Annotated in this window: 25 protein-coding genes; 7 read left to right on the top strand and 18 right to left on the bottom strand. The window is 43.2% G+C overall.

The window, feature by feature from the left end:
- Positions 1–13 precede the first annotated feature (13 nt).
- The 13 genes from gldG to carA all read right to left on the bottom strand — a co-directional run bounded on the left by gldG (position 14) and on the right by carA (position 13,760).
- The gene (gene gldG, locus ACFS5N_RS15040) at positions 14–2,410 is read right to left on the bottom strand and encodes a gliding motility-associated ABC transporter substrate-binding protein GldG (RefSeq protein ID WP_377187242.1); all 2,397 of its coding nucleotides are present in this window, start codon (positions 2,408–2,410) and stop codon (positions 14–16) included.
- A 173-nt stretch (positions 2,411–2,583) separates the two neighbouring features.
- On the bottom strand, positions 2,584–3,102 hold the full coding sequence (locus ACFS5N_RS15035; RefSeq protein ID WP_377187239.1) for a hypothetical protein: 519 nt from the start codon (positions 3,100–3,102) through the stop codon (positions 2,584–2,586).
- Between the two features lie 100 nt (positions 3,103–3,202).
- Complete coding sequence (locus ACFS5N_RS15030) at positions 3,203–3,907, bottom strand: ATP-binding cassette domain-containing protein (RefSeq protein ID WP_377187236.1); 705 nt, start codon at positions 3,905–3,907, stop codon at positions 3,203–3,205.
- A 47-nt stretch (positions 3,908–3,954) separates the two neighbouring features.
- A complete protein-coding gene (locus ACFS5N_RS15025; protein WP_377187234.1) occupies positions 3,955–4,647 on the bottom strand; it encodes a DUF3291 domain-containing protein in 693 nt (230 codons plus the stop codon).
- A 154-nt stretch (positions 4,648–4,801) separates the two neighbouring features.
- On the bottom strand, positions 4,802–5,095 hold the full coding sequence (locus ACFS5N_RS15020) for an FtsB family cell division protein (RefSeq protein ID WP_377187231.1): 294 nt from the start codon (positions 5,093–5,095) through the stop codon (positions 4,802–4,804).
- Positions 5,096–5,264: 169 nt separating this feature from the next.
- On the bottom strand, positions 5,265–6,620 hold the full coding sequence (locus tag ACFS5N_RS15015; RefSeq protein WP_377187228.1) for a DEAD/DEAH box helicase: 1,356 nt from the start codon (positions 6,618–6,620) through the stop codon (positions 5,265–5,267).
- A gap of 248 nt (positions 6,621–6,868) precedes the next feature.
- Positions 6,869–8,167 carry a phosphopyruvate hydratase gene (eno, locus tag ACFS5N_RS15010; RefSeq protein ID WP_377187225.1) on the bottom strand — a complete coding sequence of 433 codons (1,299 nt, stop codon included), beginning with the start codon at positions 8,165–8,167 and terminating at the stop codon, positions 6,869–6,871.
- A 150-nt stretch (positions 8,168–8,317) separates the two neighbouring features.
- Entirely contained in the window at positions 8,318–8,815 is a 498-nt protein-coding gene (locus ACFS5N_RS15005; RefSeq protein ID WP_377187222.1) for a PAS domain S-box protein, read from the bottom strand.
- Positions 8,816–8,971: 156 nt separating this feature from the next.
- Positions 8,972–9,697: a DUF2490 domain-containing protein gene (locus ACFS5N_RS15000; RefSeq protein ID WP_377187219.1), complete on the bottom strand. Its 726-nt coding sequence runs from the start codon at positions 9,695–9,697 to the stop codon at positions 8,972–8,974.
- Between the two features lie 135 nt (positions 9,698–9,832).
- Complete coding sequence (locus tag ACFS5N_RS14995; protein WP_377187216.1) at positions 9,833–10,945, bottom strand: ABC transporter permease; 1,113 nt, start codon at positions 10,943–10,945, stop codon at positions 9,833–9,835.
- A 148-nt stretch (positions 10,946–11,093) separates the two neighbouring features.
- Positions 11,094–11,858 (bottom strand): ABC transporter ATP-binding protein, encoded by a 765-nt coding sequence (locus ACFS5N_RS14990; RefSeq protein ID WP_377187213.1) that lies wholly within the window; start codon positions 11,856–11,858, stop codon positions 11,094–11,096.
- A 399-nt stretch (positions 11,859–12,257) separates the two neighbouring features.
- Positions 12,258–12,470: a hypervirulence associated TUDOR domain-containing protein gene (locus ACFS5N_RS14985; protein WP_377187210.1), complete on the bottom strand. Its 213-nt coding sequence runs from the start codon at positions 12,468–12,470 to the stop codon at positions 12,258–12,260.
- A 189-nt stretch (positions 12,471–12,659) separates the two neighbouring features.
- A complete protein-coding gene (gene carA / locus ACFS5N_RS14980; protein WP_377187207.1) occupies positions 12,660–13,760 on the bottom strand; it encodes a glutamine-hydrolyzing carbamoyl-phosphate synthase small subunit in 1,101 nt (366 codons plus the stop codon).
- Positions 13,761–14,082: 322 nt separating this feature from the next.
- Here carA and panB point away from each other — a divergent pair, with 322 nt between their 5' ends.
- Both panB and ACFS5N_RS14970 read left to right on the top strand, forming a co-directional pair.
- The gene (gene panB / locus ACFS5N_RS14975; protein ID WP_377187204.1) at positions 14,083–14,898 is read left to right on the top strand and encodes a 3-methyl-2-oxobutanoate hydroxymethyltransferase; all 816 of its coding nucleotides are present in this window, start codon (positions 14,083–14,085) and stop codon (positions 14,896–14,898) included.
- A gap of 73 nt (positions 14,899–14,971) precedes the next feature.
- Positions 14,972–15,700 carry an RluA family pseudouridine synthase gene (locus tag ACFS5N_RS14970; protein ID WP_377187201.1) on the top strand — a complete coding sequence of 243 codons (729 nt, stop codon included), beginning with the start codon at positions 14,972–14,974 and terminating at the stop codon, positions 15,698–15,700.
- A 93-nt stretch (positions 15,701–15,793) separates the two neighbouring features.
- Here the strand turns inward: ACFS5N_RS14970 and yiaK are convergent, their stop codons facing one another.
- Positions 15,794–16,783 carry a 3-dehydro-L-gulonate 2-dehydrogenase gene (yiaK, locus tag ACFS5N_RS14965; protein ID WP_377187198.1) on the bottom strand — a complete coding sequence of 330 codons (990 nt, stop codon included), beginning with the start codon at positions 16,781–16,783 and terminating at the stop codon, positions 15,794–15,796.
- 107 nt (positions 16,784–16,890) lie between these two features.
- On the opposite strand from yiaK, the gene ACFS5N_RS14960 reads away from it, so the two are divergent.
- The 3 genes from ACFS5N_RS14960 to ACFS5N_RS14950 all read left to right on the top strand — a co-directional run bounded on the left by ACFS5N_RS14960 (position 16,891) and on the right by ACFS5N_RS14950 (position 19,400).
- Positions 16,891–17,379, top strand: a complete 489-nt coding sequence (locus ACFS5N_RS14960; RefSeq protein ID WP_377187195.1) for a DUF5004 domain-containing protein — start codon at positions 16,891–16,893, stop codon at positions 17,377–17,379.
- Between the two features lie 54 nt (positions 17,380–17,433).
- The gene (gene purN, locus ACFS5N_RS14955; RefSeq protein ID WP_377187192.1) at positions 17,434–18,012 is read left to right on the top strand and encodes a phosphoribosylglycinamide formyltransferase; all 579 of its coding nucleotides are present in this window, start codon (positions 17,434–17,436) and stop codon (positions 18,010–18,012) included.
- A gap of 161 nt (positions 18,013–18,173) precedes the next feature.
- Positions 18,174–19,400 carry an MFS transporter gene (locus ACFS5N_RS14950; RefSeq protein ID WP_377187189.1) on the top strand — a complete coding sequence of 409 codons (1,227 nt, stop codon included), beginning with the start codon at positions 18,174–18,176 and terminating at the stop codon, positions 19,398–19,400.
- Between the two features lie 13 nt (positions 19,401–19,413).
- Here the strand turns inward: ACFS5N_RS14950 and ACFS5N_RS14945 are convergent, their stop codons facing one another.
- The 4 genes from ACFS5N_RS14945 to ACFS5N_RS14930 form a co-directional block, all read right to left on the bottom strand.
- A complete protein-coding gene (locus ACFS5N_RS14945; protein WP_377187186.1) occupies positions 19,414–20,250 on the bottom strand; it encodes a class I SAM-dependent methyltransferase in 837 nt (278 codons plus the stop codon).
- Positions 20,243–20,611, bottom strand: coding sequence for a hypothetical protein (locus ACFS5N_RS14940; protein ID WP_377187183.1), 369 nt, complete (start codon positions 20,609–20,611; stop codon positions 20,243–20,245). The genes ACFS5N_RS14945 and ACFS5N_RS14940 overlap by 8 nt, the downstream gene beginning before the upstream one ends.
- A 78-nt stretch (positions 20,612–20,689) precedes the next feature.
- Positions 20,690–21,055 carry a hypothetical protein gene (locus ACFS5N_RS14935; protein ID WP_377187180.1) on the bottom strand — a complete coding sequence of 122 codons (366 nt, stop codon included), beginning with the start codon at positions 21,053–21,055 and terminating at the stop codon, positions 20,690–20,692.
- A gap of 72 nt (positions 21,056–21,127) precedes the next feature.
- Positions 21,128–21,667: a Crp/Fnr family transcriptional regulator gene (locus tag ACFS5N_RS14930; RefSeq protein ID WP_377187177.1), complete on the bottom strand. Its 540-nt coding sequence runs from the start codon at positions 21,665–21,667 to the stop codon at positions 21,128–21,130.
- Between the two features lie 162 nt (positions 21,668–21,829).
- On the opposite strand from ACFS5N_RS14930, the gene purH reads away from it, so the two are divergent.
- Together purH and ACFS5N_RS14920 are read left to right on the top strand one after the other, a co-directional pair.
- Complete coding sequence (purH, locus tag ACFS5N_RS14925; RefSeq protein ID WP_377187174.1) at positions 21,830–23,356, top strand: bifunctional phosphoribosylaminoimidazolecarboxamide formyltransferase/IMP cyclohydrolase; 1,527 nt, start codon at positions 21,830–21,832, stop codon at positions 23,354–23,356.
- A gap of 136 nt (positions 23,357–23,492) precedes the next feature.
- Positions 23,493–24,515, top strand: a complete 1,023-nt coding sequence (locus tag ACFS5N_RS14920) for a rod shape-determining protein (protein WP_377187171.1) — start codon at positions 23,493–23,495, stop codon at positions 24,513–24,515.
- Positions 24,516–24,531 lie beyond the last annotated feature (16 nt).

Below are 24,531 nucleotides of genomic sequence, written 5' to 3'. Positions count from 1 at the left end.
AAAAGTATAAAATTTAATGAGCATACTTTCGCTTGCGAATATAATGTTGAAAAATAGCAAATATTAACACTAAAAGCAAAGGCACAACAGTATTTATTACCTGCCAGAACATTTTTTCGTTACGGATACGGGCCCTGTTCAACAGGCGCAGTTTGATCTCTTTGTTACGCAAGGTAATCAGGCCTGAATCGTCAGTCATGTAGTCGGCAATGTTTAGCAGCAGGTTTTTGTTGCCGAAGTTTTGCTGGGTATAATGGTTATAACCTAAAGGGTATGGTGAACCATCGGCAGCTACTGCATTTTTGAAAATATCACCGTCGCTAATTACAATTTGTTTGGTAGGTACGCTTTCATTTTTCTGTACGATATTTTCGCCTACGCCTTCAGGAATGGGGCGATTTTGAAAGTCGGACTTAAACTTGCCTTCCAATAATACTCCTGTCAACTTGGGCATGCTTTGAAATGCTTTTGGGTCAGGCTCCTGCTCTATAGCTTGCAACGATAACATATGTGGCGCCTTCAAATTTTTATTGTATGGCGACGTGTTCAGCAATATCGTAGCCGTTACATCTTTAACACCCAAAACATCAATAGTATTGGCAAACTCGCTGTAAATACCATCCAGATTTTTAACTATCGGATGTTTGGAGTATGGGATAAATATCGGGTAAAATAACCAGGGTACCATTTGTATCTGGGCCTGCCCGCCAATGTTGCCAGTACTGATGGGTATCTGCGATGCACTGATATCGGCTATCAGATCGTAATTAATACGAACACCGTAAGTAAACAATTGATCATCCAGGTTTAATTGCTTCGGGAAAGCCAGTTGCTCACCGCCATGGCCCTTTAGGCTATCCAGTTCGGCGCTTACCTGGTCAATCGTCCATAATATCTTTCCACCGCGCATCAGGTATTGATCCAGTTTAAATTTCTCAGCTTCGGCAAATGGCTTGTTTGGCTTTGGCACCACCATTAACCGGATATTCATCAAACTATCAAACGGAATGGTTTTCAAATCAACACGACCTACCAGAAAGCCGTCTGACAATGAACGCAACGCATCGTTCAATTGTAAATCTGTAAGCTCATCGTGGCCGGTGGTGAAGCCAATGGCCGGCTTGCCGCCTTTGTTTGCTTTTTTTATGGCTGATATGAAAGCGTATTCTAAATTTTGGATGGAGTTGTTCAACACTTCATCGGCCGATAAACCCATCTGACTTTGCTGATACAACAGTTTAACGGGGATGTCTTTGCCGTTTGATGATACCATGGCCGCCGGGAAAATAGTCTTCTGTGTTACGCCATCGTCAGTTTTTACTGATAAGGCGGTTGGCTCGATACCTTTGGCCTGCAGGTCTTCAATAGTTTGATTTTGTTGCTCGTTTGATAAACCTTTGAGCGGATCGACAAACTCAAATTGCAGATTATGGTGGCTGTAAGCCTGCAGATCGCTCAGCATATCGTTGGTGGCATGCTGTAATCGTTTCATGCCGCCGGTCAGGTCGCCTTGCAAATACACGGTAACTTTAACAGGGCCTTTAAGGCTGTCCAAGATGCCCCGACTCATTTTTGAGATGGTATAGCGCCCCTCTTTAGTAAAATCGAAACGGGTAAAGCCCAGGGTACCTAAAATTGCTATTATTACTATGATGCCCAAACCAATAACGCTCTTTTTACCTGCCGATTTTTGCTGTTGTTTTAATAACACAACAACCGTCAACCAGATAAATAAAGCGGTAAGTACCAAAAAGTATCCCAAATCGCGCGTATCTAAAACACCGCGACTAATAGATTGATAATGATCATTAATACCCAGGCTTTGTATACCGGTCGACTGTAACGAAAGCAATCCGCTCAGCGAATCAAATCCGCTGTAAAAAAAGAAACAGATAAATACCGCGATAGTGAAAGCAATGATCTGATTTTTGGTAATAGCCGATGCGAATAAACCTATTGCAGCAAATGAGGCACCCAACAAAAATAAACCTATATAAGAACCAATGACTGCCCCACTGTCAATATTTCCCTGAGGAGTGCCTAATACAGATACCGAGTAATAATAAACTAATGTAGGTACCAGCGCAAACAATACAATCAATACCGCGGCAAAATATTTGCCCAACACAATTTGCAGATCTGTAAGCGGGCGGGTAATTAATAATTCGAAGGTGCCTTCCCGGCGTTCCTCGGCCAGCGACCGCATGGTTATCGCCGGTATCAGGAACATAAACAAATAAGGAGCCGTACTAAACAAGCTGTCTAATCCGGCGTAGCCATAATCTAAAATTGATGAATCAGGAAAAACCCACAGAAAGAGCCCCAGCACCAGTAAAAACACGCCGATGGTAACGTAAGCCACCAGCGAGCTGAGGTAAGTTGTTATTTCTTTTTTGAATATGCTATACACCTTAAAAGCTTGAACGCCGAAATTACAACAATATTTGTTTTCGGCCTACCAGGTATGTAAAAAAACAAAAAAGAGGAGACGTATTAATCCCCTCTAATTTCATGCGCCAATCGGCGGAAAGACTTTTCTATTTAATTATTAAATCCTCACTGCCGTGGAGGATTTAGGAGGGGTTAGAAACTATACGCTAACCGTACAGCCACCTGGTTAATGGTACTTTTACTGCTTGACCACCCTTCGTATCGTAAGCCTAAATCGGCACGGTTGTCAAACTGGAAACCGACACCCGGCGCGTAAGCAAATTTGGTAGATTCACCTGACTGCATGGGTATTACTGCTCCCAGCTGGCCCTCGGCATAAAACAGACTATTCAAAAAGTATTTAACGCCCGCTTTTAACGGCACAAAACCTTCGCCTGAGTTAATTTTGGCATATCCTATATAGTTAGATGTGATATCGCCCCGATATGGAAAATAAGTATAACCTGCTGAAACAGTAAGCGACGTAGCGGCACAAACCGGGTAGGCATATTTCAATGAACCGCCTATAACAAACGTCGAGATGTTGCGGGCTGACCCAAATGGCAAGCCGCCCTCTAACCCGACACTAAATTGATAGGCATCGGTTTTTTGAGCGAAAGCGCCAACAACAGCAGCGCAAATGAAAGTAATGCTTAGTAAAAGTTTTTTCATAATAATGGCGATGGTTATAATTAGGCTAAAAATATAAAATTGGTTTAATATGCCACCTAAACTCAATAAGCGCAAAAATATTGTGAGGATACGAAAAGGATTAATTGGTAAGCTTAACAAAAATGCTTTCCAATGAATTTGCCCCATTGGCTGCTTTAAGTTTAGCAAGCGTGTCATCGGCAACTATTTTGCCTTTGTTAATGATAATGACATGGTTGCAAACTGCCTCAACCTCCTGCATAATGTGCGTAGATAGCACCACCGTTTTAGTTTTACCTAAATCAACGATTAACTGACGGATGCTGATCAATTGGTTTGGATCAAGGCCTGATGTGGGCTCATCCAAAATTAACACCTGCGGATTATGCAGAATAGCCTGCGCTAAACCCACCCGCTGGCGATAGCCTTTGGATAGCTGGCCGATCTTTTTATGTTGCTCAGGGCCCAGGCCGGTCATTTCAATTACCTCTGCTATACGTGCGGCAGGCTCATGTAATTTGTGCATATCGGCCACAAAACCAAGCGACTCTTTCACGTACATGTCTGTATAAAGTGCGTTGCTCTCGGGCAGGTAGCCTATGTTGCGTTTAACATCTATGGGCTGGGTGGTTACATCAAAGCCACACACCTGCGCCTTACCACTGCTTTGAGGGATAAAGCAGGTGAGTATTTTCATAGTGGTTGATTTACCGGCGCCATTGGGCCCTAAAAACCCTAATACGCCGGGCTTAGCCTCAAAGCTGATATTATCGACAGCTTTTTGCTCACCATAAATTTTAGTCAAACCTTCAACACAAATGCTCATGCGTCAAATGTAGAAATTTGGAGGGAAATAAGCACTCAATTAATAATTCAGATCAAGCCCTCAAGTGGATTTTTCCCGTTCAGGGTTCCTATACTCGCAATAGGTTTAAAGCGGGCAAACAGCTCTTCGCTTAACCATTGCTCATCACGGGCGCGTTTAATAACGTCGACATGTTTGCCGGGTTTGTAAGCAAAAGCCTTCATATTTTCAACATTATCCCAAATAGAAAATGTTGCTGCCAGATAATGGGTTTCGCCGATAGCGATTGACTTGATACGGCCTGGCGCCGCCGATAGCTGCTCTTCAACTCCGGCTACCGCACCCCAAAAAGCTTTCAGTTTACTAAACTTAATCTGCGCCCTGGTTAACACGGCTACTTGTCCGGCAGTGATTTTAGGCGCGATCTTTCCGAACGGATCAACCCCGCCCCATTTACCATGACTTTGCAGCGGTTGTAAAAGTATAGTCCATCGCTCCAAGGCGAATGCGTTCCACCATTTTGAGATAAAAGAGGTTTCATTAAACCCATGAAAATCATCTTCGGTTTCCCATACCGCAAACAGTCCCCATTGCTGCCAGTCGGCACGCATACTGAAACCTTCGTCTTTACCGGTGCCTAATAGTTTCCAGAAGGAACAACCCTTTTGAAATGACATAGGTAGCCTGTGCAGCGCCATAGCTGTTAAAGCAAATGGTATAAAGCGTTTTTTATAGCGGACGATGGTGAGGCTTGCAATCATAGAACCAGAGTGGCAAACCTACTAAATAGTAGGGAGTTTATAGTATCAATAATGTGTAACTATGTTGTCTTCCTGAACTTGTTTCAGGATCTCCGGAGATGGTCCGAATTTGCTTAGCGTGTGGGATGCCAAACAAGTTCGGCATGACATGTGACTATTTTTTCTCTTTTACAATCACAAAAACATCTTCATTGTCTTTGTGCATGAGGTATTTTTCGCGGGCAAATTTCTCGAGCTTTTGCGGGTCTGAATTAAGTTCCTCAAGGTCTTTGCTTACCTTATCGCTTTGGTTTTGGTAAAAATCGCGCTCGGCTTTTAACTTACCAACTTCCTGGCGATATTGATATTGCGACAACAAGTCATTCTTATCAAAAAATATCATCCAGATCACAAAGGCTACCGTAACCAGGAAAAATTTGTTTTTAAATAAGTCTATCAGTCGTTGCATAAACCTTGAGCGATAATTTCTTTAAAATTATTTAAAAGAGTTATTGAGTGCAAATATCGTTATTAACTTATCAACAGTAAAGGAAAAAATGGATGTCACCCTGAGCTTGTCGAAGGGTTGGTGCAGAGGCCAACGCTCATGCTTCGACGGGCTCAGCATGACACCTTTTTTAATTTTGTTGCTTATTTCGGTTTCCATGATTCGGCTTCTTTCCGCTCATGTTACCGTCGCTTGAACGATTGTTGCCACTAGAACGGTTGTTATTGCCACCACCGCCCTGACGATTGTCTTTCTTTTTATCAGCCCGGCCAAAGCCCCGGCCACGTTTTTGACCGCCACCTTTGCCTTTTTGTTTTTCCGCGGTTTCTGCTGGCCGCACAGTATCTGGGTTCATCACATAAGGATGACCCTCCTTTACCGGTATCTGCTTTCCAATAAGCTTATGGATGTCTTTAATGTAAGCTATTTCTTCAGCATCGCAGAATGAGTAAGCGATACCGCTTGCTCCTGCCCTGCCGGTACGGCCAATACGGTGCACATAAGTTTCGGGAATATTCGGGATCTCGTAATTAATTACATAGGCCAACTCGTCGATATCAATACCGCGGGCGGCAATGTCCGTAGCGATCAATACGCGTGTATCGCGATTTTTGAAGTTTGTCAGTGCTCGTTGTCTGGCATTTTGTGATTTGTTGCCATGGATAGCCTCGGCGGTGATCTTTAGCTTGTGCAGGTCTTTCACCACTTTGTCGGCGCCATGCTTGGTACGGGTGAAAACCAATACGGATGTTATGTTTTTATCTTTCAGGATATGTGAAAGCAAATCGCGCTTATCGCTTTTCTGAACATAATAAAGCTCTTGCTGTATCGTTTCAGCAGTTGACGACACCGGCGTAACCTCAACCTTTTCAGGATTGGTTAGCAAACTATCTGCCAGGCTTTGAATTTCTTTTGGCATCGTGGCCGAAAAAAACAGCGTCTGCCTTTTAGCCGGAACTTTCGCAATAATTTTCTTTACATCGTTCACAAAACCCATGTCCAGCATACGGTCGGCCTCGTCAAGCACCAGCATTTTGATATGCTCCAGGCTGATGAAACGCTGCTGCATTAAATCAAGCAAACGGCCAGGGGTAGCTACCAGAATATCAATACCTCTTTTTAAAGCATCAACCTGCGGGTTTTGCGACACACCACCGAAAATCACCAGATGCTTTAAGCCTGTGTGACGGCCGTAGGCTGCCAAGCTCTCGTTGATCTGGATAGCCAGTTCGCGGGTAGGCGTCAATATCAGGGCTTTAATGGTTTTTTGTTCTTTGTGCTGCTGTTTGTCCTGATACAGCAATTGTAAGATAGGTATCGAGAAAGCGGCGGTTTTACCGGTACCGGTTTGAGCGCAACCCAGGAGGTCGCGACGTTGTAGTACAATAGGTATAGCCTGCTCTTGTATAGGCGTAGGTGTAGTGTACCCTTCGGTTTTTAAAGCCTTAAGAATAGGCTCTATTAATTTTAAATCGTTAAATGTCATTGTCTTATTTGTCTGCGAAACGTAGTCGCAAGTAATTGTCTGAAAAGTATAGTCAGATGTTATTTACGGGCAAAGATACGCTTTTAAAAGGAAAGCGGCAGGCAGACGTAAAATATTGAGTCTGCCTGCATCTGGCCCGCTCCGTAGAGACGCAATAGCTTGCGTCTCCGGCGCACTTTCAATTATTCAAAAACAAAAAAAGCCCCGATCTCCCGGAGCCTTTTCGCTTTCAGCCTCAAGCTTTCAGTTTATTTTTTATAAGCGTATTTAAAGTTTTTGCCAATGAACTTGGCGTTCTCGCCTAATTCTTCTTCGATACGCAACAACTGGTTGTATTTAGCGATCCTGTCTGAACGAGAAGCAGAACCGGTTTTGATCTGGCCACAGTTAAGCGCAACAGCTAAGTCGGCAATAGTAGCGTCTTCAGTTTCGCCTGAACGGTGGCTCATTACTGAAGTATAGCTGCTGGTTTGAGCCAGACTAACTGCATTGATAGTCTCGGTTAATGAACCAATTTGGTTTACTTTAACCAGGATTGAGTTTGCAGTATGGTTGTCTATACCTTCTTGTAAACGCACAACGTTAGTAACAAACAAATCGTCGCCTACTAATTGTACCTTATCGCCGATTTTTTCGGTCAAAATTTTCCAGCCAGCCCAGTCGTCTTCAGCCATACCGTCTTCGATAGAGATAATAGGATATTTAGCAGCTAATGAAGCCAGATAATCAGCTTGCTCTTCGCTGGTGCGGATAGCACCTTTATCGCCTTCAAATTTAGTATAGTCGTATTTACCATTCACGTAGAACTCAGAAGCAGCACAGTCAAACGCTAAGCAAATATCTTCGCCCGGTTTGTAACCAGCTTTTTCAATAGCTTTTAAAATGGTTTCAACACCATCTTCAGTACCTTCAAAGGTTGGTGCAAAACCACCTTCGTCGCCTACTGCAGTTGAAAGGCCGCGGTCATGTAAGATTTTTTTAAGGTTGTGAAACACCTCAGCACCCCAGCGTAATGCTTCAGAGAATGAAGGAGCACCAACAGGCATGATCATAAACTCCTGAAACGCTATAGGCGCGTCAGAGTGTGAACCACCGTTAACGATGTTCATCATCGGGATTGGCAATGTGTTAGCATTTACACCACCAATATAGCGGTATAATGGCTGGCGGCTTTCCTGAGCAGCAGCTTTAGCAGCAGCCAGCGAAACGCCTAATATAGCGTTAGCACCTAATTTAGCTTTGTTTGGCGTGCCGTCCAGATCGATCATAATTTTGTCGATGCTGTTTTGGTCAAACACATCGACACCTTGCAATTCTTTAGCGATAATGTCATTAACGTTAGACACGGCTTTTAAAACGCCTTTGCCCAGGTAAACAGACTTATCGTTGTCACGCAGCTCGACAGCCTCATGCGCACCGGTTGATGCACCAGATGGTACAGCAGCACGGCCTAAAAAGCCATTTTCGGTTAAAACATCTACTTCGATAGTAGGATTTCCGCGCGAGTCAAGGATCTGGCGGGCGTGAACGTCAATTATTAAACTCATTTTTTTGCTTGTTTATTCGGTTAAGATATTTAGTGTAAATAGTACACTAAATATATTTAGTTTTCAAAGATACAATTTCAAATAAATAAGCAGCAAAATTGTTTAATATTAACATAAAATTAATATCTGCGATAGTTTACACGCAGGCTTTTAAACAGTTACCTGCCGCTGATCAACTTCGGTAGCCATAGCCATAATATGGGGCTCTTTAAGCGATGTGATGGTATGCGATGTGATATGCACCTGTATTAAAGTACCATCTTTTTTACGGTGAGTCCAGATACCAGAATCATTATAGCCTTCAGGCAATTCTTTAATCACTGTATATACTTTACTCACTTCGCTTTTAGGACGGATGTCCAGAATTGTCATATTCATAAACTCCTCGCGGGTGTAGCCATATTTAGCAATAGCCGAATTATTAACTGCAGTGTAGTTCAGCGTTCGCTTGTTATATATCCACATCGGCGAGGGGTGTGCCTCGAAATAACTGCGGTATTGCTTTTCGCTTTCATCGAGTTTAGTGTTATAGTTTAATATAAGTTTGTAAAGCACCAGGCCAGTTACAAAAACATAAATTAAACCTTTTATACTGCCGATGAATAAAAGAGTCGACACATCAACCCGGCCTTTCAACCAATCTAACATTCTGTCGCTCAGGGTAATCCATAAAACACCGGTTATAACATAAATTATTACAATTTTAAATGCGCCCGACTTCACGTAATTTTAATAGTTAATACGTGGCGATTTAGCCATTTATACGAACAAAAACAAAATTAACGCGTTTTGGCGTCTTGTTCTTTAATCGCCGGTACTTGGCATATGCTCGCGCTGCACCGCATTTTTACGATTTATGCGATACATAAAGGTCAAAGCCAGATTGTTTTTGGCCGCAGCATACGTGGCAGAATAATTATATTGGTTTAACCATCCAACCTGCACGTTAATGCTTTTATCGAACTGATAACCTAAAGCAGCATAAGCACGGTTACGTTCAAAGTTTGGTGTTGCGTTATTTAGAAATACCTCTTCAAAAACAGAAACAAACCAGGTATTAGGGTCTATTTTTGTATGATTCAGGGGAACAAATACGTTAAGACGATACCTGAAACGATTACGATAATAACCATTAACCCACCGCTGCTCTACACGATAGCGATGCTCCATTTTAATGCGGTAAAGAAACTGATTAACTGTCATCTGCTCCCATAACCTGAACTCGGTACCTTTTGTAAGATGTTCGAGATTATCGCCGGTAGAATAACGGCCGGTACCTATTAACGCCACAAAGTCTTTAGTGATGTCATAACTGATACCCCCTTTGGTCTCATAATAAAAAAATTGATTGAGCACTTTATCGCCGCGACCCTGTAACTCTATATACCCACCCCAACGATTCAAGCTATCGCCGGGCAAAACTAACGTAGCTATACCAAAAGTTCCGGTTTTGTTGTTTTGAGCCTTTAAAGATGTACTTAACATTAACAGGGCAACCAACCCAATCACGCTTACCTTATATTTCTTCATTATTAAATTAATGTAAATTATAAGCGCAAATGTATTTTCTTAATATTATTTTAATATTAAGAAACTGTTATTGAATGTTAATTTATTATTAACAAATGAACAGTGATGTAATGTGATCTGAACCTGCCGAAGTGGTTATTCCCATTTAAATGCTTTAGTAGCGGCAAAATAAACTACCACGCCCCAAATCAGCATAATCAAAATCTGGTGCGATACGTCCATTAAGCTGGCACCCTCAAATGCTACTTTACGTAAGGCATCATTCAGGTAAGTTAAAGGCAACGCACGGCTTATAGGCTGCAGCCAGGCCGGGAAAACATTGATAGAGAAGAAGGTACCAGACAGCAAAAACTGCGGCAAAGTGATCATGTTCGCTATCGGCGGCACCGTACTTTCATTTTTAGCGATGCCTGACACCACAAAACCAAAGCCCATAAACACCACCACCCCTATGGCAGAGAGCACCAGCATGTCCAGCATGGTAATAAAACCATGTACCAGCGTAAAGCCAAAAGCAAACCTGCCGATAGTAATGATAAATATAGCGCCAATCAACGCGAATGAAATACGCGCAATGGCCTCGCCTACTACAATGCTGTAACGCTTAACAGGCGTAGCGAAGAAACGTTTGATTACCAGGGTTATCCTGAGCGATAAAAACACGAATGCGGTGCCAAACACGCCGGTGCTCAACAAAGCAAAACCCAACTGACCCGGCAATATAAAGTCAATTGTTTTATACTCACGGCCCACAATTGTCGACTCCTTTAGTACAGCAGCAGGCGGCGGTGCGTCAGGCATATGCGAGTTGATCTCGAAGAAAATATTGTTCAGGGTTGATTTAAGGATAGACATCTTCTCGCCAGATGCCTTGCTTGATTGTACATTTACCGTAAAGTATGGCGGCTGTGTATTTTTTTGAATATTCAGGATGGCGTCAATGGTACCTTTCTTCAGGTTATCCTCCATCTCCTTAGGCGACTGGTCATGAATCAGCTTCACCACACTCACCTTTTTCAAAGCCTGGTAAACCGGATTCAGCGTGTCGTTAGTTTTAGCTACGCCGACATCGACAGAAATAACACCGCCCCCGCTAATGAAGCCAAACACCAAAATAAATATCAACGGAAAAAGCAACGTAAACACCACCGACGATGGGCTACGCACTATAGAACGAAAACTTGCCTTGGCTATAGCCAGGGTTGCTTTTAGGTTATTGTATGGTTTGGTATTTTGGTTATTCATCATCGCCGGACCTCATCCTGCCTTCTCCAAAGGAGAGGGTTCTGATGAGCTTATTTTTTAGTTTTATATATCGATATCTAATTTCTTTCAATCCATTTGCATCCCAGCAAGTTATTCAAAGCCCTCCCCCTCTGGGAGGGTCGGGAGGGTTCTACTCCGGTCGCCACTCCTTGCCGGTCAAATTAATAAATACGTCTTCAAGGTTGGCAAGCTTCACTTGTTTTGGCCGTTCGAACCCCGAAGCTACTAATTTATCGATGAAGGCATCAGGGGTATCAACGCCTATTACGTTACCGCCGTCTACAAAAGCCACACGATCGCAAAGCACTTCTGCTTCGTCCATGTAATGGGTGGTGATAACCACGGTCGTACCCTGATCGCGTATCTCGCGAATCAGATCCCACAGGTTACGGCGCGCTTGCGGGTCGAGGCCGGTGGTAGGCTCATCCAGAAATACAATGCGCGGGTTATTAATTAATGTGGTAGCGATAGAGAAACGTTGTTTCTGTCCGCCCGACAAATCTTTATACTTAGCCTTCGCTTTTTCCGCAAGGTTCACTTTCTCGAGCATCTCCATAGGGCTGCGATCAATCCCGTATAATCCTGAAAATAGCTCAATCAATTCAGAAAGGTTCAGGTTTGGATAGTAACCGGCTGCCTGCAACTGCACACCTATACGTTGTTTAATCCTGGCGGCATCAGTATCGATATTAAAGCCGTCGACAGTAATCTCGCCTGATGTTTTGTTGCGCAGGGTTTCAATGATCTCAAGCGTGGTGGTTTTACCGGCACCATTCGGACCGAGCAAGCCAAAAATCTCGCCCTCAAAAACCTCAAAGCTGATTCCCTTTACGGCTTTGAAGTCGCCATAGTTTTTCACCAGATTTTTAACCGTAATTATGGATTGTTTTGCCATGCCGCAAAGTTGTACAGAAAATTGAAATTTTAACGATTTTTTTCACGTATCGCTAAGATTATTACAATTAACAGCAATATTTTCATAGCCTATTATTTAACCAAGTGACCAATTAAGTGGATAGCCGAGACCACATGAGCCAGGAACTTACTGACGATAATTAATGTAGGTAGTGTAAATAAATGTGTCATTTGTGTTTTGATTTTATGATCCAAAATTGCTTCGGAAATCAAAAATTGCACACAGTTATTAGGTAAGTTGAGGCAAATTATCGGTGAATGGATGCGGGCCGCGGTGAAATACTTTATTTTTTGTCATTCTGAGCATAGCGAAGAATCTTATCGAAGCGGCACGCGAGCGCATAAGATTCTTCGCTATGCTCAGAATGACAATGCTACTTTATTTCCCACCCTTTTTCAACTCACTTTCAGATTTCAGCACTTTAGCGCCCGATTCTTGCCTGATCTCATAAGCGGGTTCATCTTTGCTGGCTTTGCGCTTTACCTTGGCGCCTTTGATGGTTTTGGTTGTGGTGGATGTATGTTCTTTAACGATCTTACCTTCGGCTTCGTGAGCGCCCCAGGCCCAGTGTACGGTGTCTCCTTTTTTCATGGCGATTGCGTTTTGATTTGCATTTCGGGAGACGCGAAGCATCGCGTCTCTACGTAGCGTTGTACAAAAGAGCTGCCAATTTCATCCTCATTCGTAGAGACGCGATGCTTCGCGTCTTCACAGATATGCTATAAAACAAAAAGAGACGCTCATCCAAGCGTCTCTTTTTGTTTGTTTCTCTGTTGCAAATTACTTCATCAACTCAATAAAATCATCAAACAAGTAGCGGCTATCGTGCGGGCCCGGCGATGATTCAGGGTGATATTGTACCGAGAATGCTTTTTTACCTTTTACACGGATACCTTCGATTGACTGATCATTCAGGTTAATGTGGGTGATCTCTACTTTGTCAGAAGCTCTAACCGCTTCAGGCACCACACCAAAACCATGGTTTTGAGAAGTTACCTCGCAGTGATCTTTAATAATATTTTTTACCGGGTGATTTAAACCACGGTGGCCGTTAAACATTTTCTTAGTCGGGATATCATTTGCTAAAGCCAATAATTGGTGACCTAAACAGATACCAAACATTGGTTTCTCAGCAGCCAGGATAGCTTTTACGGTTTCAACTGCGTAAGGCATGGCAGCCGGGTCGCCGGGACCGTTTGAGATAAAGTAACCGCTTGGCGTAAAGTCCTTCTCCATTTCTTCGAAAGTGGTTTTAGCCGGATATACCTTAGCATACACACCGCGATCGTCAAAATTGCGCAGGATATTTTTCTTTACACCCAGATCAAGCACCGCTACACGGTAAGGAGCGCCCTCTTCACCAAAGGTATAAGTTTCGGTAGTTGACACTTTTGATGAAAGCTCCAGTCCGTCCATTGACGGTACTTCGGCCAGCTTGGCTTTCAGCTCGTCAATGTCAGTGATCTCTGATGAGATAATAGCGTTCATCGCGCCTTTATCGCGAATGTGACGTACCAATTGACGGGTATCCACATCAGATATACCAACAATATTTTGTTGCTGAAAATAATCCTGGATAGACTCGTCAGCCTGTTTACGGCTGTAAGGAATGTTATAGTTTTTACAAACCAAACCGGCAATCTGGATATTGCCCGATTCAACTTCTTCATTTGCGATACCGTAGTTACCGATATGTGCGTTGGTAGCCACCATGATCTGACCAAAGTATGATGGGTCAGTAAAAATTTCCTGGTAGCCGGTCATGCCGGTATTAAAACAAATTTCGCCGGTTGTAGTACCGATTTTTCCGGCAGCTTTGCCATGAAAAATTGTTCCATCTTCTAACAATAATACCGCCGGTAATTTGGTGAAATATGTCATCTGTTTAAAAAAATTGAATGGTTAAAATTGCGGCTTGTCTGGTGCGATGCGCCGTTAAACTGGATTGTAAAAACGAAGTAAGAAACCTTCTGATTCACGCCGCAAAAGTAGAGATTTATTTCGTATTTCGGAAGTGAGATTTCGGATTTTTTTAATATTAGAAACTTACATTGTTTTGAAGCTATAAATTGTCATCCTGAGCATAGCGGAGGATCTTATCAAGTGACTACAGCAAGGCGCATAAGATTCTTCGCTACGCTCAGAATGACAAAAAGAAAAAAATAATAATCCTACCTTTGCCTAATCTTAATCAGATCTAGCTATGTCTGTTCATAAAGAAGTAAAAAGAATAACCACCCATACCGTACAGGAAATGAAAAATCGCGGCGAGAAAGTTGCTATGCTTACCGCGTACGATTATTCGATGGCAACCATAGTTGATGCCGCCGGTATGGACATTATATTGGTAGGCGACTCGGCCTCAAACGTCATGGCGGGTCACGAAACTACGCTGCCCATCACACTGGATCAGATGATTTATCATGCCTCGTCGGTAGTGCGCGCAGCAAAACGTGCATTAGTAGTAGTTGATTTGCCATTTGGTACTTACCAGGGTAATTCAAAAGAGGCACTTAATTCGGCCATCCGTATCATGAAAGAATCGGGTGCGCATGCAGTGAAGATTGAAGGGGGTATAGAAATTGCCGAATCAGTAAGCCGTATCCTTACGGCCGGTATACCGGTAATGGGCCACCTGGGCTTAACGCCGCAGTCCATCTATAAATTTGGCACATATACCGTTCGTGCTAAAGAAGAAGCCGAGGCCGCCAAGCTGCGCGAAGATGCGCTGAAACTACAGGAACTGGGTTGCTTTGCCGTAGTATTGGAAAAAATCCCGGCACAACTGGCTAAAGAAGTTTCTGAAAGCCTGGACATCCCAACCATCGGTATCGGTGCCGGCCAGCATTGCGACGGGCAGGTTTTGGTAATACATGACTTGCTGGGTATTAACAAAGGCTTCAAACCTCGCTTTTTGCGCCAGTATGCTAATTTATACGACGTGATGCACGGCGCAATAGGCAATTATGTGAGCGATGTAAAAGCCAGGGAATTCCCGAACGAGAAAGAACAATATTAATTGGTTCATAGTTCATGGATTATAGAAGCATTATTAAACCATGAACCATTAACCATGATCCCATCGACTAACAATGGCAAGACCTGAATTTCATTACGAAGATCATGATATAACCGATAAGGACGTCCTCTATGAGGACAATCACCTTATTGCCATTAATAAGCGCGCAGGCGATATTGTGCAGGTTGACGACACCGGCGATGAATCGCTTGACGAAAAGGTAAAAAAATATCTTACCAAAAAATACAACAAGCCTAACGGTGCCTTCTTGGGAGTGGTTCACCGTCTGGACCGCCCGGTGAGCGGCGTTATATTATTTGCCAAAACCAGCAAAGCTCTAGATCGTATAAACAAAATGTTTAAAGCGCGCGAAATGCATAAAACCTACTATGCCGTAACGCGTAAACGCCCCTACCCAACTGCCGGGACACTGGTACATTACCTCATCAAAAATCCGCAGAAAAACGTCACTAAAGCTTTTGATCATGAGGTGGCCAACGGCCAGCGCTCAGAGCTTCATTATAAACTGGTTGGCGAACTGGATGGTTACTTTTTAATAGAGGTCGATCCGATTACCGGCCGCCCGCATCAGATACGTGTACAATTATCTACGCTAGGTACTCCTATAGTAGGCGACAATAAATATGGCTATCCGCGCGGCAGCCTGCGCAAAAGCATTTGCCTGCATGCCCGCCGACTGCAATTTATTCATCCCATTAAAAAAGAACCGATACTGATAACTGCACCTGTACCCAAAGACGGTTTTTGGGAAAAGTTTGAAGGAATGATGGATCAGGCATAGAGAGGCTGAGCTAAGCTTGTCTAAGTATAAGCGCGGCGGCCTATAAACCTCTACTAACGCTCGCTATTCGAAAAGCTCAAGATAACTAAAGTTTTATAAAGCCTGTACCTCTGCCCAGATCTTTTCATCAACCAACACCCCTTGTTCTATATTTTTTTGCCTTGTTTTTAAAGTACTCTCGCCAGGATATGCTACTGGCTTATCTGTATTTACCTGTTTGCTACTCTTGGTAAAACTCAGTATGTCCTCAACCAAGTCCTCGGTTTGCCGGGTACTTTGAGGTTTTATGGCAATAAAAACCTGCGACACGCCCCACTCAAGCCCGTCTTCAGTTATTTGTTTAGTTGATTTTCCCTGACTTAATACCGAAGCCAGCATATCTAAGACTAACGACAAGCCCGAGCCTTTCCAGAAACCGATGGGTAAAACTCTCTTTGAATTTAAAATTGCACCCGCGTCTGTACTTAGCTCACCCCGGTCATTATAACCACCGGGTATGGGTAACTGGTTGCCATAACTTTGATATTGATGCAGCTTACCTATTGAAAATTGCGAGATGGCCATATCCAAAACCACGTGCCCTTCTTTGCGTGGAACAGCAATTACCAGCGGATTATTTCCCAATGTGGGCGTCGTGCCACCCCAGGGAGCAACATTTGCAGTAGTATTCGTAAAATTAATACCAATAAATCCGGCATCGGCAGCTTGCCAGCCGTAAGTACCGCCACGCATCCAGTGGTTGGTGTTTCTGATGGCTACGCAACCTATTCCCTGAGTCGTAGCCAGCTCAATGGCCCTGTTCATGCAAAACAAAGCGTTAATTATTCCTGGCGCCAGGTTGCCGTCCCATTGTTCTAAGGCTCCAAAGCTGTTTAGCAAAGTTGGTTCGGTATTGGGTTTAATAACACCTTGCTTAATATATTTCACAAAAGTCGGAAAGCGATTAAGCCCATGGGTATAAACCCCGTCGCGGCTGTTTTCGGCAAATATCCGGGCGCACAGATCGGCCTTATCCGTAGGGAAATCAAGGGTAATAAGTACCCGTTTAAATTCTGCTTTCAGTTTTTCAAAAGGTATACGCATACAAGCAAATATAGTAGGGCATAAAATAATACCACCACTAAAACAGTTATAATTGCCTTAGGTTAGCGCAATGGCTAATTAATTTTTATTTTTGCGACATCTCTGTAATGAAAAAAAATCTTGCATATTTATTAATACCGGGGCTTTTATTAATCGGCTTTTTTGTCAATTCATGTAAACGGCAGCTGGATTCTGACATACCCGATCTGCTGGTAAATGGCACCTGGCAACTATCGTCTGTGAGAGTTACCGTTAATCACGGCGATACTTTATTGCTGGATACCACATACTCAATAAACATGTGCGATCAGAAATTTACCTTTAATGCTGATAAAACCTGTACTTATACCAATTTTGATTGCTTGGATAACACCATAGCCAAAGGCGCGTGGGAGCTAACCGATAACCGGCTTACGCTGCGGTCAAACATGGTGTGCCAGGATACTTTAACGGGCAGCTCAACACCATTTATTAAATGCGCCATCAACTCGCTCGGGCGCTATTCGATGGTACTTTTAACCGGCGATTATATTAACTACAACAGTTCGGCCACCCGGCGTGTTGTACGCTACGGTTTTGTACGGCAAAACAATTAGTGAATAAAAGCTGTAAAAGTTTATATTTGAGTCAACACTAACAAAATAAACCTTTTGAAAAAACGAATAGCCATTTTTGCTTCAGGATCAGGATCAAACGCTCAAAAAATCATGGAGCATTTTAAGCGCAGCGCAGACGCCGAGGTTGTATTGATTTTAACCAACAACCCGCAGGCTTATGTTTTACAACGTGCTGATAATTTCGAGATCCCATCGCATGTATTTACCCGCCAGGAGTTTTATGAAACTGATGACGTTATCAGGATGCTTAAAAACCTGCAGGTAGATTTGATTGTATTGGCCGGTTTCTTGTGGCTGGTGCCTAAATCACTACTGGCGGCGTTCCCCAATAAAATCATTAACCTGCACCCTGCGCTGTTACCTAAATTTGGCGGCAAGGGTATGTATGGCGACCACGTCCATAAAGCCGTACTGGCTGCCGGCGAGGAAGAATCAGGCATCACCATCCATTTTGCTAACGAGCAATTTGACGAAGGCGAGATCATCCATCAATCAAAATTTAAGATTGAGCCAGGCGACAGTCTGGAAATGATCAAATTTAAAGGCCAGCAGTTGGAACATCAGAACTTCCCAAAGGTGATTGAGAATTTGTTGAAGAAGATGAAAAGCTGATCGGTTGAAGACGGGTTATTGAAGATTAAAGATTAACAAATATCATATATGTAGAGACACAAATATTGTGTCTCTTTTTATTTATTGCCATTCTTATTTGTATGTGTATTTTTATCGCAACCAAATAAAACCCAACTTTAATCTTTATTCTTCAATCATAAATGTCTTCGATCAAACCCTCCACCAGCATATTCCAGCTTGCCGTAATTGTTAGCGCCCTTGGCTTTTTTGTTGATACGTATGACCTGCTGTTGTTTGCCATTATCCGCAAACCCAGTTTGGCGTCGCTTGGCCTAAATGCTACGGATATTGTGTCGCAAGGCGAATTGCTGATCAGCATCCAAATGGTGGGGATGGTTATCGGCGGGATTATTTTTGGCATATTGGGCGACAGAAAAGGTCGTCTTAAAGTTTTATTTGGGTCGATATTGCTTTACTCTATAGCCAATATACTTAATGGAATGGTGCATGATATCAATCAATACATCATACTTCGATTTATAGCCGGCGTGGGTTTGGCGGGCGAACTAGGAGCCGGCATCACATTGGTAAGCGAACTGTTACCTAAAGAGAAACGCAGTACAGCTGCCGGTTTTATAGCAGGCTTTGGTTTGTTTGGCGTGGTGGCGGCGTCAGTGATCAGCAAGATGGTCGACTGGCGGGTGTGCTATTATATTGGAGGTGTACTGGGTATTATATTATTGCTCATGCGGATACAAGTACAGGAAAGCAATATTTTTAAAAATGTGCAGGAAAGCCAGATTAGTAAAGGCAACTTCCTGATGTTTTTTAATAACCGCAAACGTTTTGCCAAATACATGCAATGCATTTTACTGGGTATACCGGTTTGGTACATTATAGGCATATTGGTTACTTTTTCAGACCAGTTTGCCAAATCAATGGGTATTAACGGCGTCGATCCGGGTACTGCCATTATGTGCCTGTACATGGCCATAGCCGCGGGCGACTTTAGCGTAGGCTGGTTAAGCCAGCGGTTGCAAAGCCGTAAAAAAACCTTATTTATTTTTTATGCTATCGCCATTCTGTTTACCATCCTTTATTTTTTACAGCATAATGGCAGCCCCACCTGGTTTTACATTATTTGTATGGGATTAGGCTACGGCGCGGGCCTGAACGTGGTTTACATTACCAGCAGCGTCGAGCAATTTGGCACTAACCTACGCGCATCAGCAGGTATCAGTATCCCCAATATGGTTCGCGGTACATTGCCCCTGATGATTTTGCTATTTAAAGGATTGCGCGTATTCTTCGGCAATTACTTAACCGGCGGTTGGGTAACAGGGTTGATCATTTTTGCAATAGGTATAGCAGCGGCCTGGGCTTTGGACGAAACTTACGGTAAGGATTTGGATTTTACAGAGGTGTAAGTTGGAGGACGACTCATACTATTACCCTTACCAAACTACACCTTTGCGGCGGCGGTATTCGCAGCTTCGCTCCCGTAAAATAGCGTTTCTTACTTTCTGCAGGCGATACAAATATTACCTGGCTAAATCCGCTTTTCTTGAGTTGTTTTTCCATCTCATCAAAATCAAAATGGCTTATCCAGGGTTCGCCCGCTTTTGCTACTCGTTCAGCAACCTTGGCCGACCACGGGCCTGTACGTTTTTGAGATGCCGTAAACACAAACTCGGTGCCTTTGGGCAGGCCTCCAACAAATTTGAATATTTTAGCGATGGCATCTTTCGTCAAATAAACCAACACACCCAAACAGGCTACAAACACAGGTTTATTCAGATTGAGTTTGCTGTTTTTGAAAATCTCAGCCAGAGCGTCCTGCTCCAGATCAACCTTTACAAATGATACATTTTCGGGGATGGCAATTCCGGCGTCGGTTAAATGCTCCAGCTTATTGACCTGACTGGCGGGATGATCAGCCTCGACGATCATTAGGCCGTTGGCCCACTCCGGTTGCCGGTAAGCAAAGGTATCCATACCCGCACCGAGGATCAGGAACTGATCGACACCTGCATCGTAAGCATCCTTCAGACAATCTTCGGCATAGCGGCTTCTTAAAACAATATGGGTACGCATAGCAAGTATGCCCGGAAAATAAAAGTCATTGCGCCGTTCGCAAATATGCGCTACAGCGTCCTCGCCAATTAATTTCAGTATTATAGGATCATCAAGAAGTTTATATTCGCCATCAATAACCTGGTGCGCGGCCCTGAGCATTGCTGCACCAACGGCGGTTGAGCTGGCTGCGTCTTTATTCACCTGTATGTTGTTGTATAATCACGCATACATCGCTTTTATCGCGAAGGGCAAATTCTTTTAATCCCCAGGGTTGCAGTTTAACTTCGGGCAGATTTGAGTGGAACAACTGCTTTGGCCTGGCTTTCAATTCATTGAATAATGCTTCAATGTCATCTGTATCCAAACGAATTTCGGGGCGATCTTTCCTGGCAAATTCGTCATCTTCCACCAACATCAACGTCACCCCATCCCGGTCGATGATATAAAAGGCAGGCTCTTGGTCTTTATATTTTACGGTAAAACCCAATACATCAATAAATAACTCGAGGCCATGGTTAATATCTGAGTAAAATATCTGGGGGATTACTTTGTTCAATTTCATAATTACTAACGCGATTTAAATTTACTCAAAGCTCGCCCGCTTAAATCAGACTTCACTTTACAATTGTTAAGAAATTAATTATCTGTTGGCTTGAGCAAGTACCACACAAACCCCACCCTTATCGGCCAACGCAAATTCCCAAACACCCCAGGGGCGTAAAGTAACTTTACTTAGGTTGGGATGAAACAACTTAATATCCTTAGATGCAAGTTCCTCGTAAAGCGCATTGATATCATCAGTTACAATACGTATTTCAGGTCGGTCTTTTTTGGCATATTCGTCATCTTCAAACAAAAACAGCGTCAATCCGTCACGATCAACGATGTAAAATGGCGGGTTAGCTTCCTGATGACTTATGGTAAACCCCAAAACGTCGACAAAACATTCCAGGCCGTGTTTAATGTCTGTATAAAATATTTTCGGAATTACTTTAGTAAGTTTCATTACTGATCTGATTTTGATTACCACAAAGCTCGGTTTCAAAACCCATATTTCATTTTACAATTGTTAAGAAAACTACTGCCGGTTACGAATACGGCTTAACGATACCGGTGTAATGCCCAAATAGGATGCGATATGTTGCAACGGCACCCGTTTTATAATTTCAGGATGTTGCCGTATCAGCATTTCATACCGTTCCTGAGGCGTATTTTTCAGAAATGAAAAGAAGTGATACATAAACTCGGTTTGCTTGTGAGCTGCACGCTCTACCATTTCGCTGAAAATAAGGGCATCACCGCGTACCAAAGCCATATCGTCCTGGTTTAACCACCTCAGGCTTACCGGCTCAATGGTTTCAATAGCAAAGGGGCTCGAAACATTCTTCCTGAAACTCTCGGGCGAGTAAACGACATCGCCCTCAAAAAAAAATTGAAAACTGATATCCTTGCCGTCATGATTAAACCAGGCGCGCATACATCCTTTATCAATCACATACAGCTTACGGCCAATATCTCCTTCTTTCAACAAAATTTGTCGCGCCCCGGCTTCCTCGTGCTTCCACAAGTGGTGATATTTGCGCCAGGCGGCTCTGATCTGATCGGGGTTAGCTGACATTTTATAGCTGTGATCTTCACGAAGATAACAAACTTAAACCGTTGCAATGGCCATTTTAAGCAGATTTGCCCCACTGTCAATTTTTATAAAAAAAACTAATCTCCAATCGCTAATCTCTAATCTGTAATGCCTACCTTTGCGGCTCAAAAAAACACCTCGCAAATGAGTCAGCCAGTCGCTATTAAAAATGCCCTTATTTCAGTTTATTACAAAGATAATCTGGAGCCTATTATTCATGAGTTAAACCGCCTTGGTGCCAACATTTACAGCACCGGTGGTACAGAAACATTTATCCGCAGCCTTGGGGTAGATGTAATTGCTGTTGAAGACCTTACTTCTTACCCATCAATTTTAGGCGGTCGTGTTAAAACATTGCACCCAAAGGTGTTTGGGGGCATTTTGGCTCGCAGAAGCAATGATAGCGACAAAGAGCAATTGGCACAATATGAGATACCGGAGATCGACCTGGTAATTGTCGATCTTTATCCGTTTGAAGAAACTGTAGAGTCAGGCGCAGGACATGATGATGTGATCGAGAAAATTGACATCGGTGGTATTTCACTGATCCGTGCAGCGGCTAAAAACTTCAAGGATGTGGTAATTCTGGCATCCAAAGACGATTACGTTGAATTGGCCGACCTTTTAAAATCGCAAAACGGAACTACAACTATCGATCAGCGTAAGCGTTTCGCTCAGAAAGCTTTTAACATTACTTCAAATTACGACACCGCTATATTCCAGTATTTTAACCAGGATGAGCCGCTGCAAGTATTTAAACACAGCATACAAACCAGCCAGACCCTGCGGTACGGCGAAAACCCGCATCAAAAAGGCGTGTTTTATGGTAACCTTGATGCCATGTTCAACAAATTGAATGGCAAAGAGCTATCTTACAACAATCTGGTTGACGTGGATGCTGCTGTAGCCTTGATTGATGAATTTACAGAGCCAACTATTGCCATATTAAAACACACCAACGCCTGCGGGGTTGCTTCGCGCTCAACTATAAAAGACGCCTGGATAGATGCGCTGGCTTGCGATCCGGTTTCTGCCTTTGGCGGCGTGATTATTACCAACGGAGAAATTGACGCTGAAACGGCAACCGAGATTGACAAACTATTTTACGAGGTACTAATTGCCCCGGCGTTTACCGACGAGGCAGTACAAATACTGCAAGGCAAAAAGAACCGTATCTTATTGGTTCGTCAACCTGTCGAGTTACCGGCTAAGCAATTTAAAACCTTGCTGAACGGTGTTATAGAGCAGGACTATGACAAGGTTATTGAAGGCCCGGACCAAATGACCCCGGTAACCAACCGCAAACCAACCGAACAAGAGCTGAAAGACTTATACTTTGCCAACAAAGTAGTTAAGCATACTAAATCAAATACTATTGTTTTTGCTAAAAACAACCAGCTATTAGCAAGCGGCGTTGGTCAAACCTCGCGTGTAGATGCCTTAAAGCAGGCAGTTATAAAAGCAGAAAGCTTCGGTTTTGATTTAAGAGGTGCTGTTATGGCGTCTGACGCGTTTTTCCCATTTGCTGATTGCGTTGAACTAGCTGCAGAAGCCGGCATTTTAGCCGTATTGCAACCCGGCGGATCAATCAACGATAAACTTTCAATTGAAATGTGCAATGAAAAAAACATTTCAATGGTAACCACCGGTGTCCGTCACTTTAAACACTAAGGCCTAATTTGATGCTTGACCAATAAAAGCAGATATTTTATATTATTTTTAAAATAAATGCGTTTTATTGGTCAACTTATTTTAAGTTAATCAACTATATTTAACAACTTTGCAAATTATTTGAAGCAAACGAAAAATGGGCTTATTTAACTTTTTCACACAAGAAATAGCAATTGACCTGGGTACCGCAAATACCCTCATCATACATAACGACAAAGTTGTTGTTGACGAACCGTCGATAGTAGCTTTTGACCGCACAACCAATAAAGTTATAGCCATTGGGCGCCAGGCCATGCAAATGGAAGGCAAAACTCACGATAATATCCGCACCGTGCGCCCGCTTAAAGACGGTGTGATTGCCGATTTTAACGCTGCCGAGCATATGATACGCGGAATGATCAAAATGATCAACCAGGGTAAAGGCTGGTTCTTTCCGTCATTGCGTATGGTTATCTGTATTCCATCTGGTATTACTGAGGTTGAAAAGCGTGCCGTGCGCGACAGTGCCGAGATTGCCGGCGCTAAAGAGGTTTACCTCATCCATGAGCCAATGGCTGCTGCTGTAGGGATCGGCATTGACGTTGAAGAGCCAATGGGTAACATGATCATTGATATTGGTGGCGGCACTACCGAGATTGCGGTTATTGCCTTGTCAGGTATCGTTTGCGACCAATCTATCCGTGTTGCGGGTGATAACTTTGACTCTGACATTGTTCAGTACATCCGCCGCCAGCATAACATTATGATTGGCGACCGTACTGCCGAAAAAATAAAAATTGAAGTTGGGGCTGCATTGCCAGAGCTTAGCGACCCTCCGGGCGACTTCGCCGTACAAGGCCGTGACCTGATGACCGGTGTACCAAAACAGATCATGGTATCCTATACCGAAATTGCGCACTGCCTAGATAAATCGATCTCAAAAATTGAAGAGGCGATTCTAAAAGCGTTAGAAATAACTCCACCGGAATTGTCGGCAGATATTTACCAAACAGGTATATACTTAACTGGTGGCGGTGCGTTGCTGCGCGGGCTCGACAGACGTATATCAGCCAAAACAAAATTACCTGTGCACGTTGCCGAAGATCCGCTTCGCGCCGTAGTACGCGGAACTGGCACTGCCTTAAAAAATATCGGTAATTTTAAATTCTTAATGCAATAACCTCATTTACGATTTA

The sequence above is a fragment of the Mucilaginibacter ximonensis genome (genome assembly GCF_042686265.1).
GTDB classification, from domain to species: domain Bacteria; phylum Bacteroidota; class Bacteroidia; order Sphingobacteriales; family Sphingobacteriaceae; genus Mucilaginibacter; species Mucilaginibacter ximonensis.
This window is presented reverse-complemented; position numbering and strand designations above follow the sequence as displayed.

Excerpts from the sequence above, each read along its gene's own strand:
- ACFS5N_RS14990 (WP_377187213.1), bottom strand. The coding sequence starts at position 11,858 with ATGGCAAAACAATCCATAATTACGGTTAAAAATCTGGTGAAAAACTAT.
- ACFS5N_RS14930 (WP_377187177.1), bottom strand. The coding sequence starts at position 21,667 with ATGTCAGCTAACCCCGATCAGATCAGAGCCGCCTGGCGCAAATATCAC.
- ACFS5N_RS15000 (WP_377187219.1), bottom strand. The coding sequence starts at position 9,697 with ATGAAGAAATATAAGGTAAGCGTGATTGGGTTGGTTGCCCTGTTAATG.
- ACFS5N_RS14950 (WP_377187189.1), top strand. The coding sequence starts at position 18,174 with ATGTCTTCGATCAAACCCTCCACCAGCATATTCCAGCTTGCCGTAATT.
- purH (WP_377187174.1), top strand. The coding sequence starts at position 21,830 with ATGAGTCAGCCAGTCGCTATTAAAAATGCCCTTATTTCAGTTTATTAC.
- eno (WP_377187225.1), bottom strand. The coding sequence starts at position 8,167 with ATGAGTTTAATAATTGACGTTCACGCCCGCCAGATCCTTGACTCGCGC.
- ACFS5N_RS15030 (WP_377187236.1), bottom strand. The coding sequence starts at position 3,907 with ATGAGCATTTGTGTTGAAGGTTTGACTAAAATTTATGGTGAGCAAAAA.
- ACFS5N_RS14940 (WP_377187183.1), bottom strand. The coding sequence starts at position 20,611 with ATGAAATTGAACAAAGTAATCCCCCAGATATTTTACTCAGATATTAAC.
- ACFS5N_RS15005 (WP_377187222.1), bottom strand. The coding sequence starts at position 8,815 with ATGTTAGATTGGTTGAAAGGCCGGGTTGATGTGTCGACTCTTTTATTC.
- ACFS5N_RS14920 (WP_377187171.1), top strand. The coding sequence starts at position 23,493 with ATGGGCTTATTTAACTTTTTCACACAAGAAATAGCAATTGACCTGGGT.
- ACFS5N_RS15035 (WP_377187239.1), bottom strand. The coding sequence starts at position 3,102 with ATGAAAAAACTTTTACTAAGCATTACTTTCATTTGCGCTGCTGTTGTT.
- ACFS5N_RS14995 (WP_377187216.1), bottom strand. The coding sequence starts at position 10,945 with ATGATGAATAACCAAAATACCAAACCATACAATAACCTAAAAGCAACC.
- ACFS5N_RS15020 (WP_377187231.1), bottom strand. The coding sequence starts at position 5,095 with ATGCAACGACTGATAGACTTATTTAAAAACAAATTTTTCCTGGTTACG.
- panB (WP_377187204.1), top strand. The coding sequence starts at position 14,083 with ATGTCTGTTCATAAAGAAGTAAAAAGAATAACCACCCATACCGTACAG.
- yiaK (WP_377187198.1), bottom strand. The coding sequence starts at position 16,783 with ATGCGTATACCTTTTGAAAAACTGAAAGCAGAATTTAAACGGGTACTT.
- carA (WP_377187207.1), bottom strand. The coding sequence starts at position 13,760 with ATGACATATTTCACCAAATTACCGGCGGTATTATTGTTAGAAGATGGA.
- ACFS5N_RS14935 (WP_377187180.1), bottom strand. The coding sequence starts at position 21,055 with ATGAAACTTACTAAAGTAATTCCGAAAATATTTTATACAGACATTAAA.
- ACFS5N_RS15025 (WP_377187234.1), bottom strand. The coding sequence starts at position 4,647 with ATGATTGCAAGCCTCACCATCGTCCGCTATAAAAAACGCTTTATACCA.
- ACFS5N_RS14960 (WP_377187195.1), top strand. The coding sequence starts at position 16,891 with ATGAAAAAAAATCTTGCATATTTATTAATACCGGGGCTTTTATTAATC.
- ACFS5N_RS14985 (WP_377187210.1), bottom strand. The coding sequence starts at position 12,470 with ATGAAAAAAGGAGACACCGTACACTGGGCCTGGGGCGCTCACGAAGCC.
- ACFS5N_RS15015 (WP_377187228.1), bottom strand. The coding sequence starts at position 6,620 with ATGACATTTAACGATTTAAAATTAATAGAGCCTATTCTTAAGGCTTTA.
- ACFS5N_RS14970 (WP_377187201.1), top strand. The coding sequence starts at position 14,972 with ATGGCAAGACCTGAATTTCATTACGAAGATCATGATATAACCGATAAG.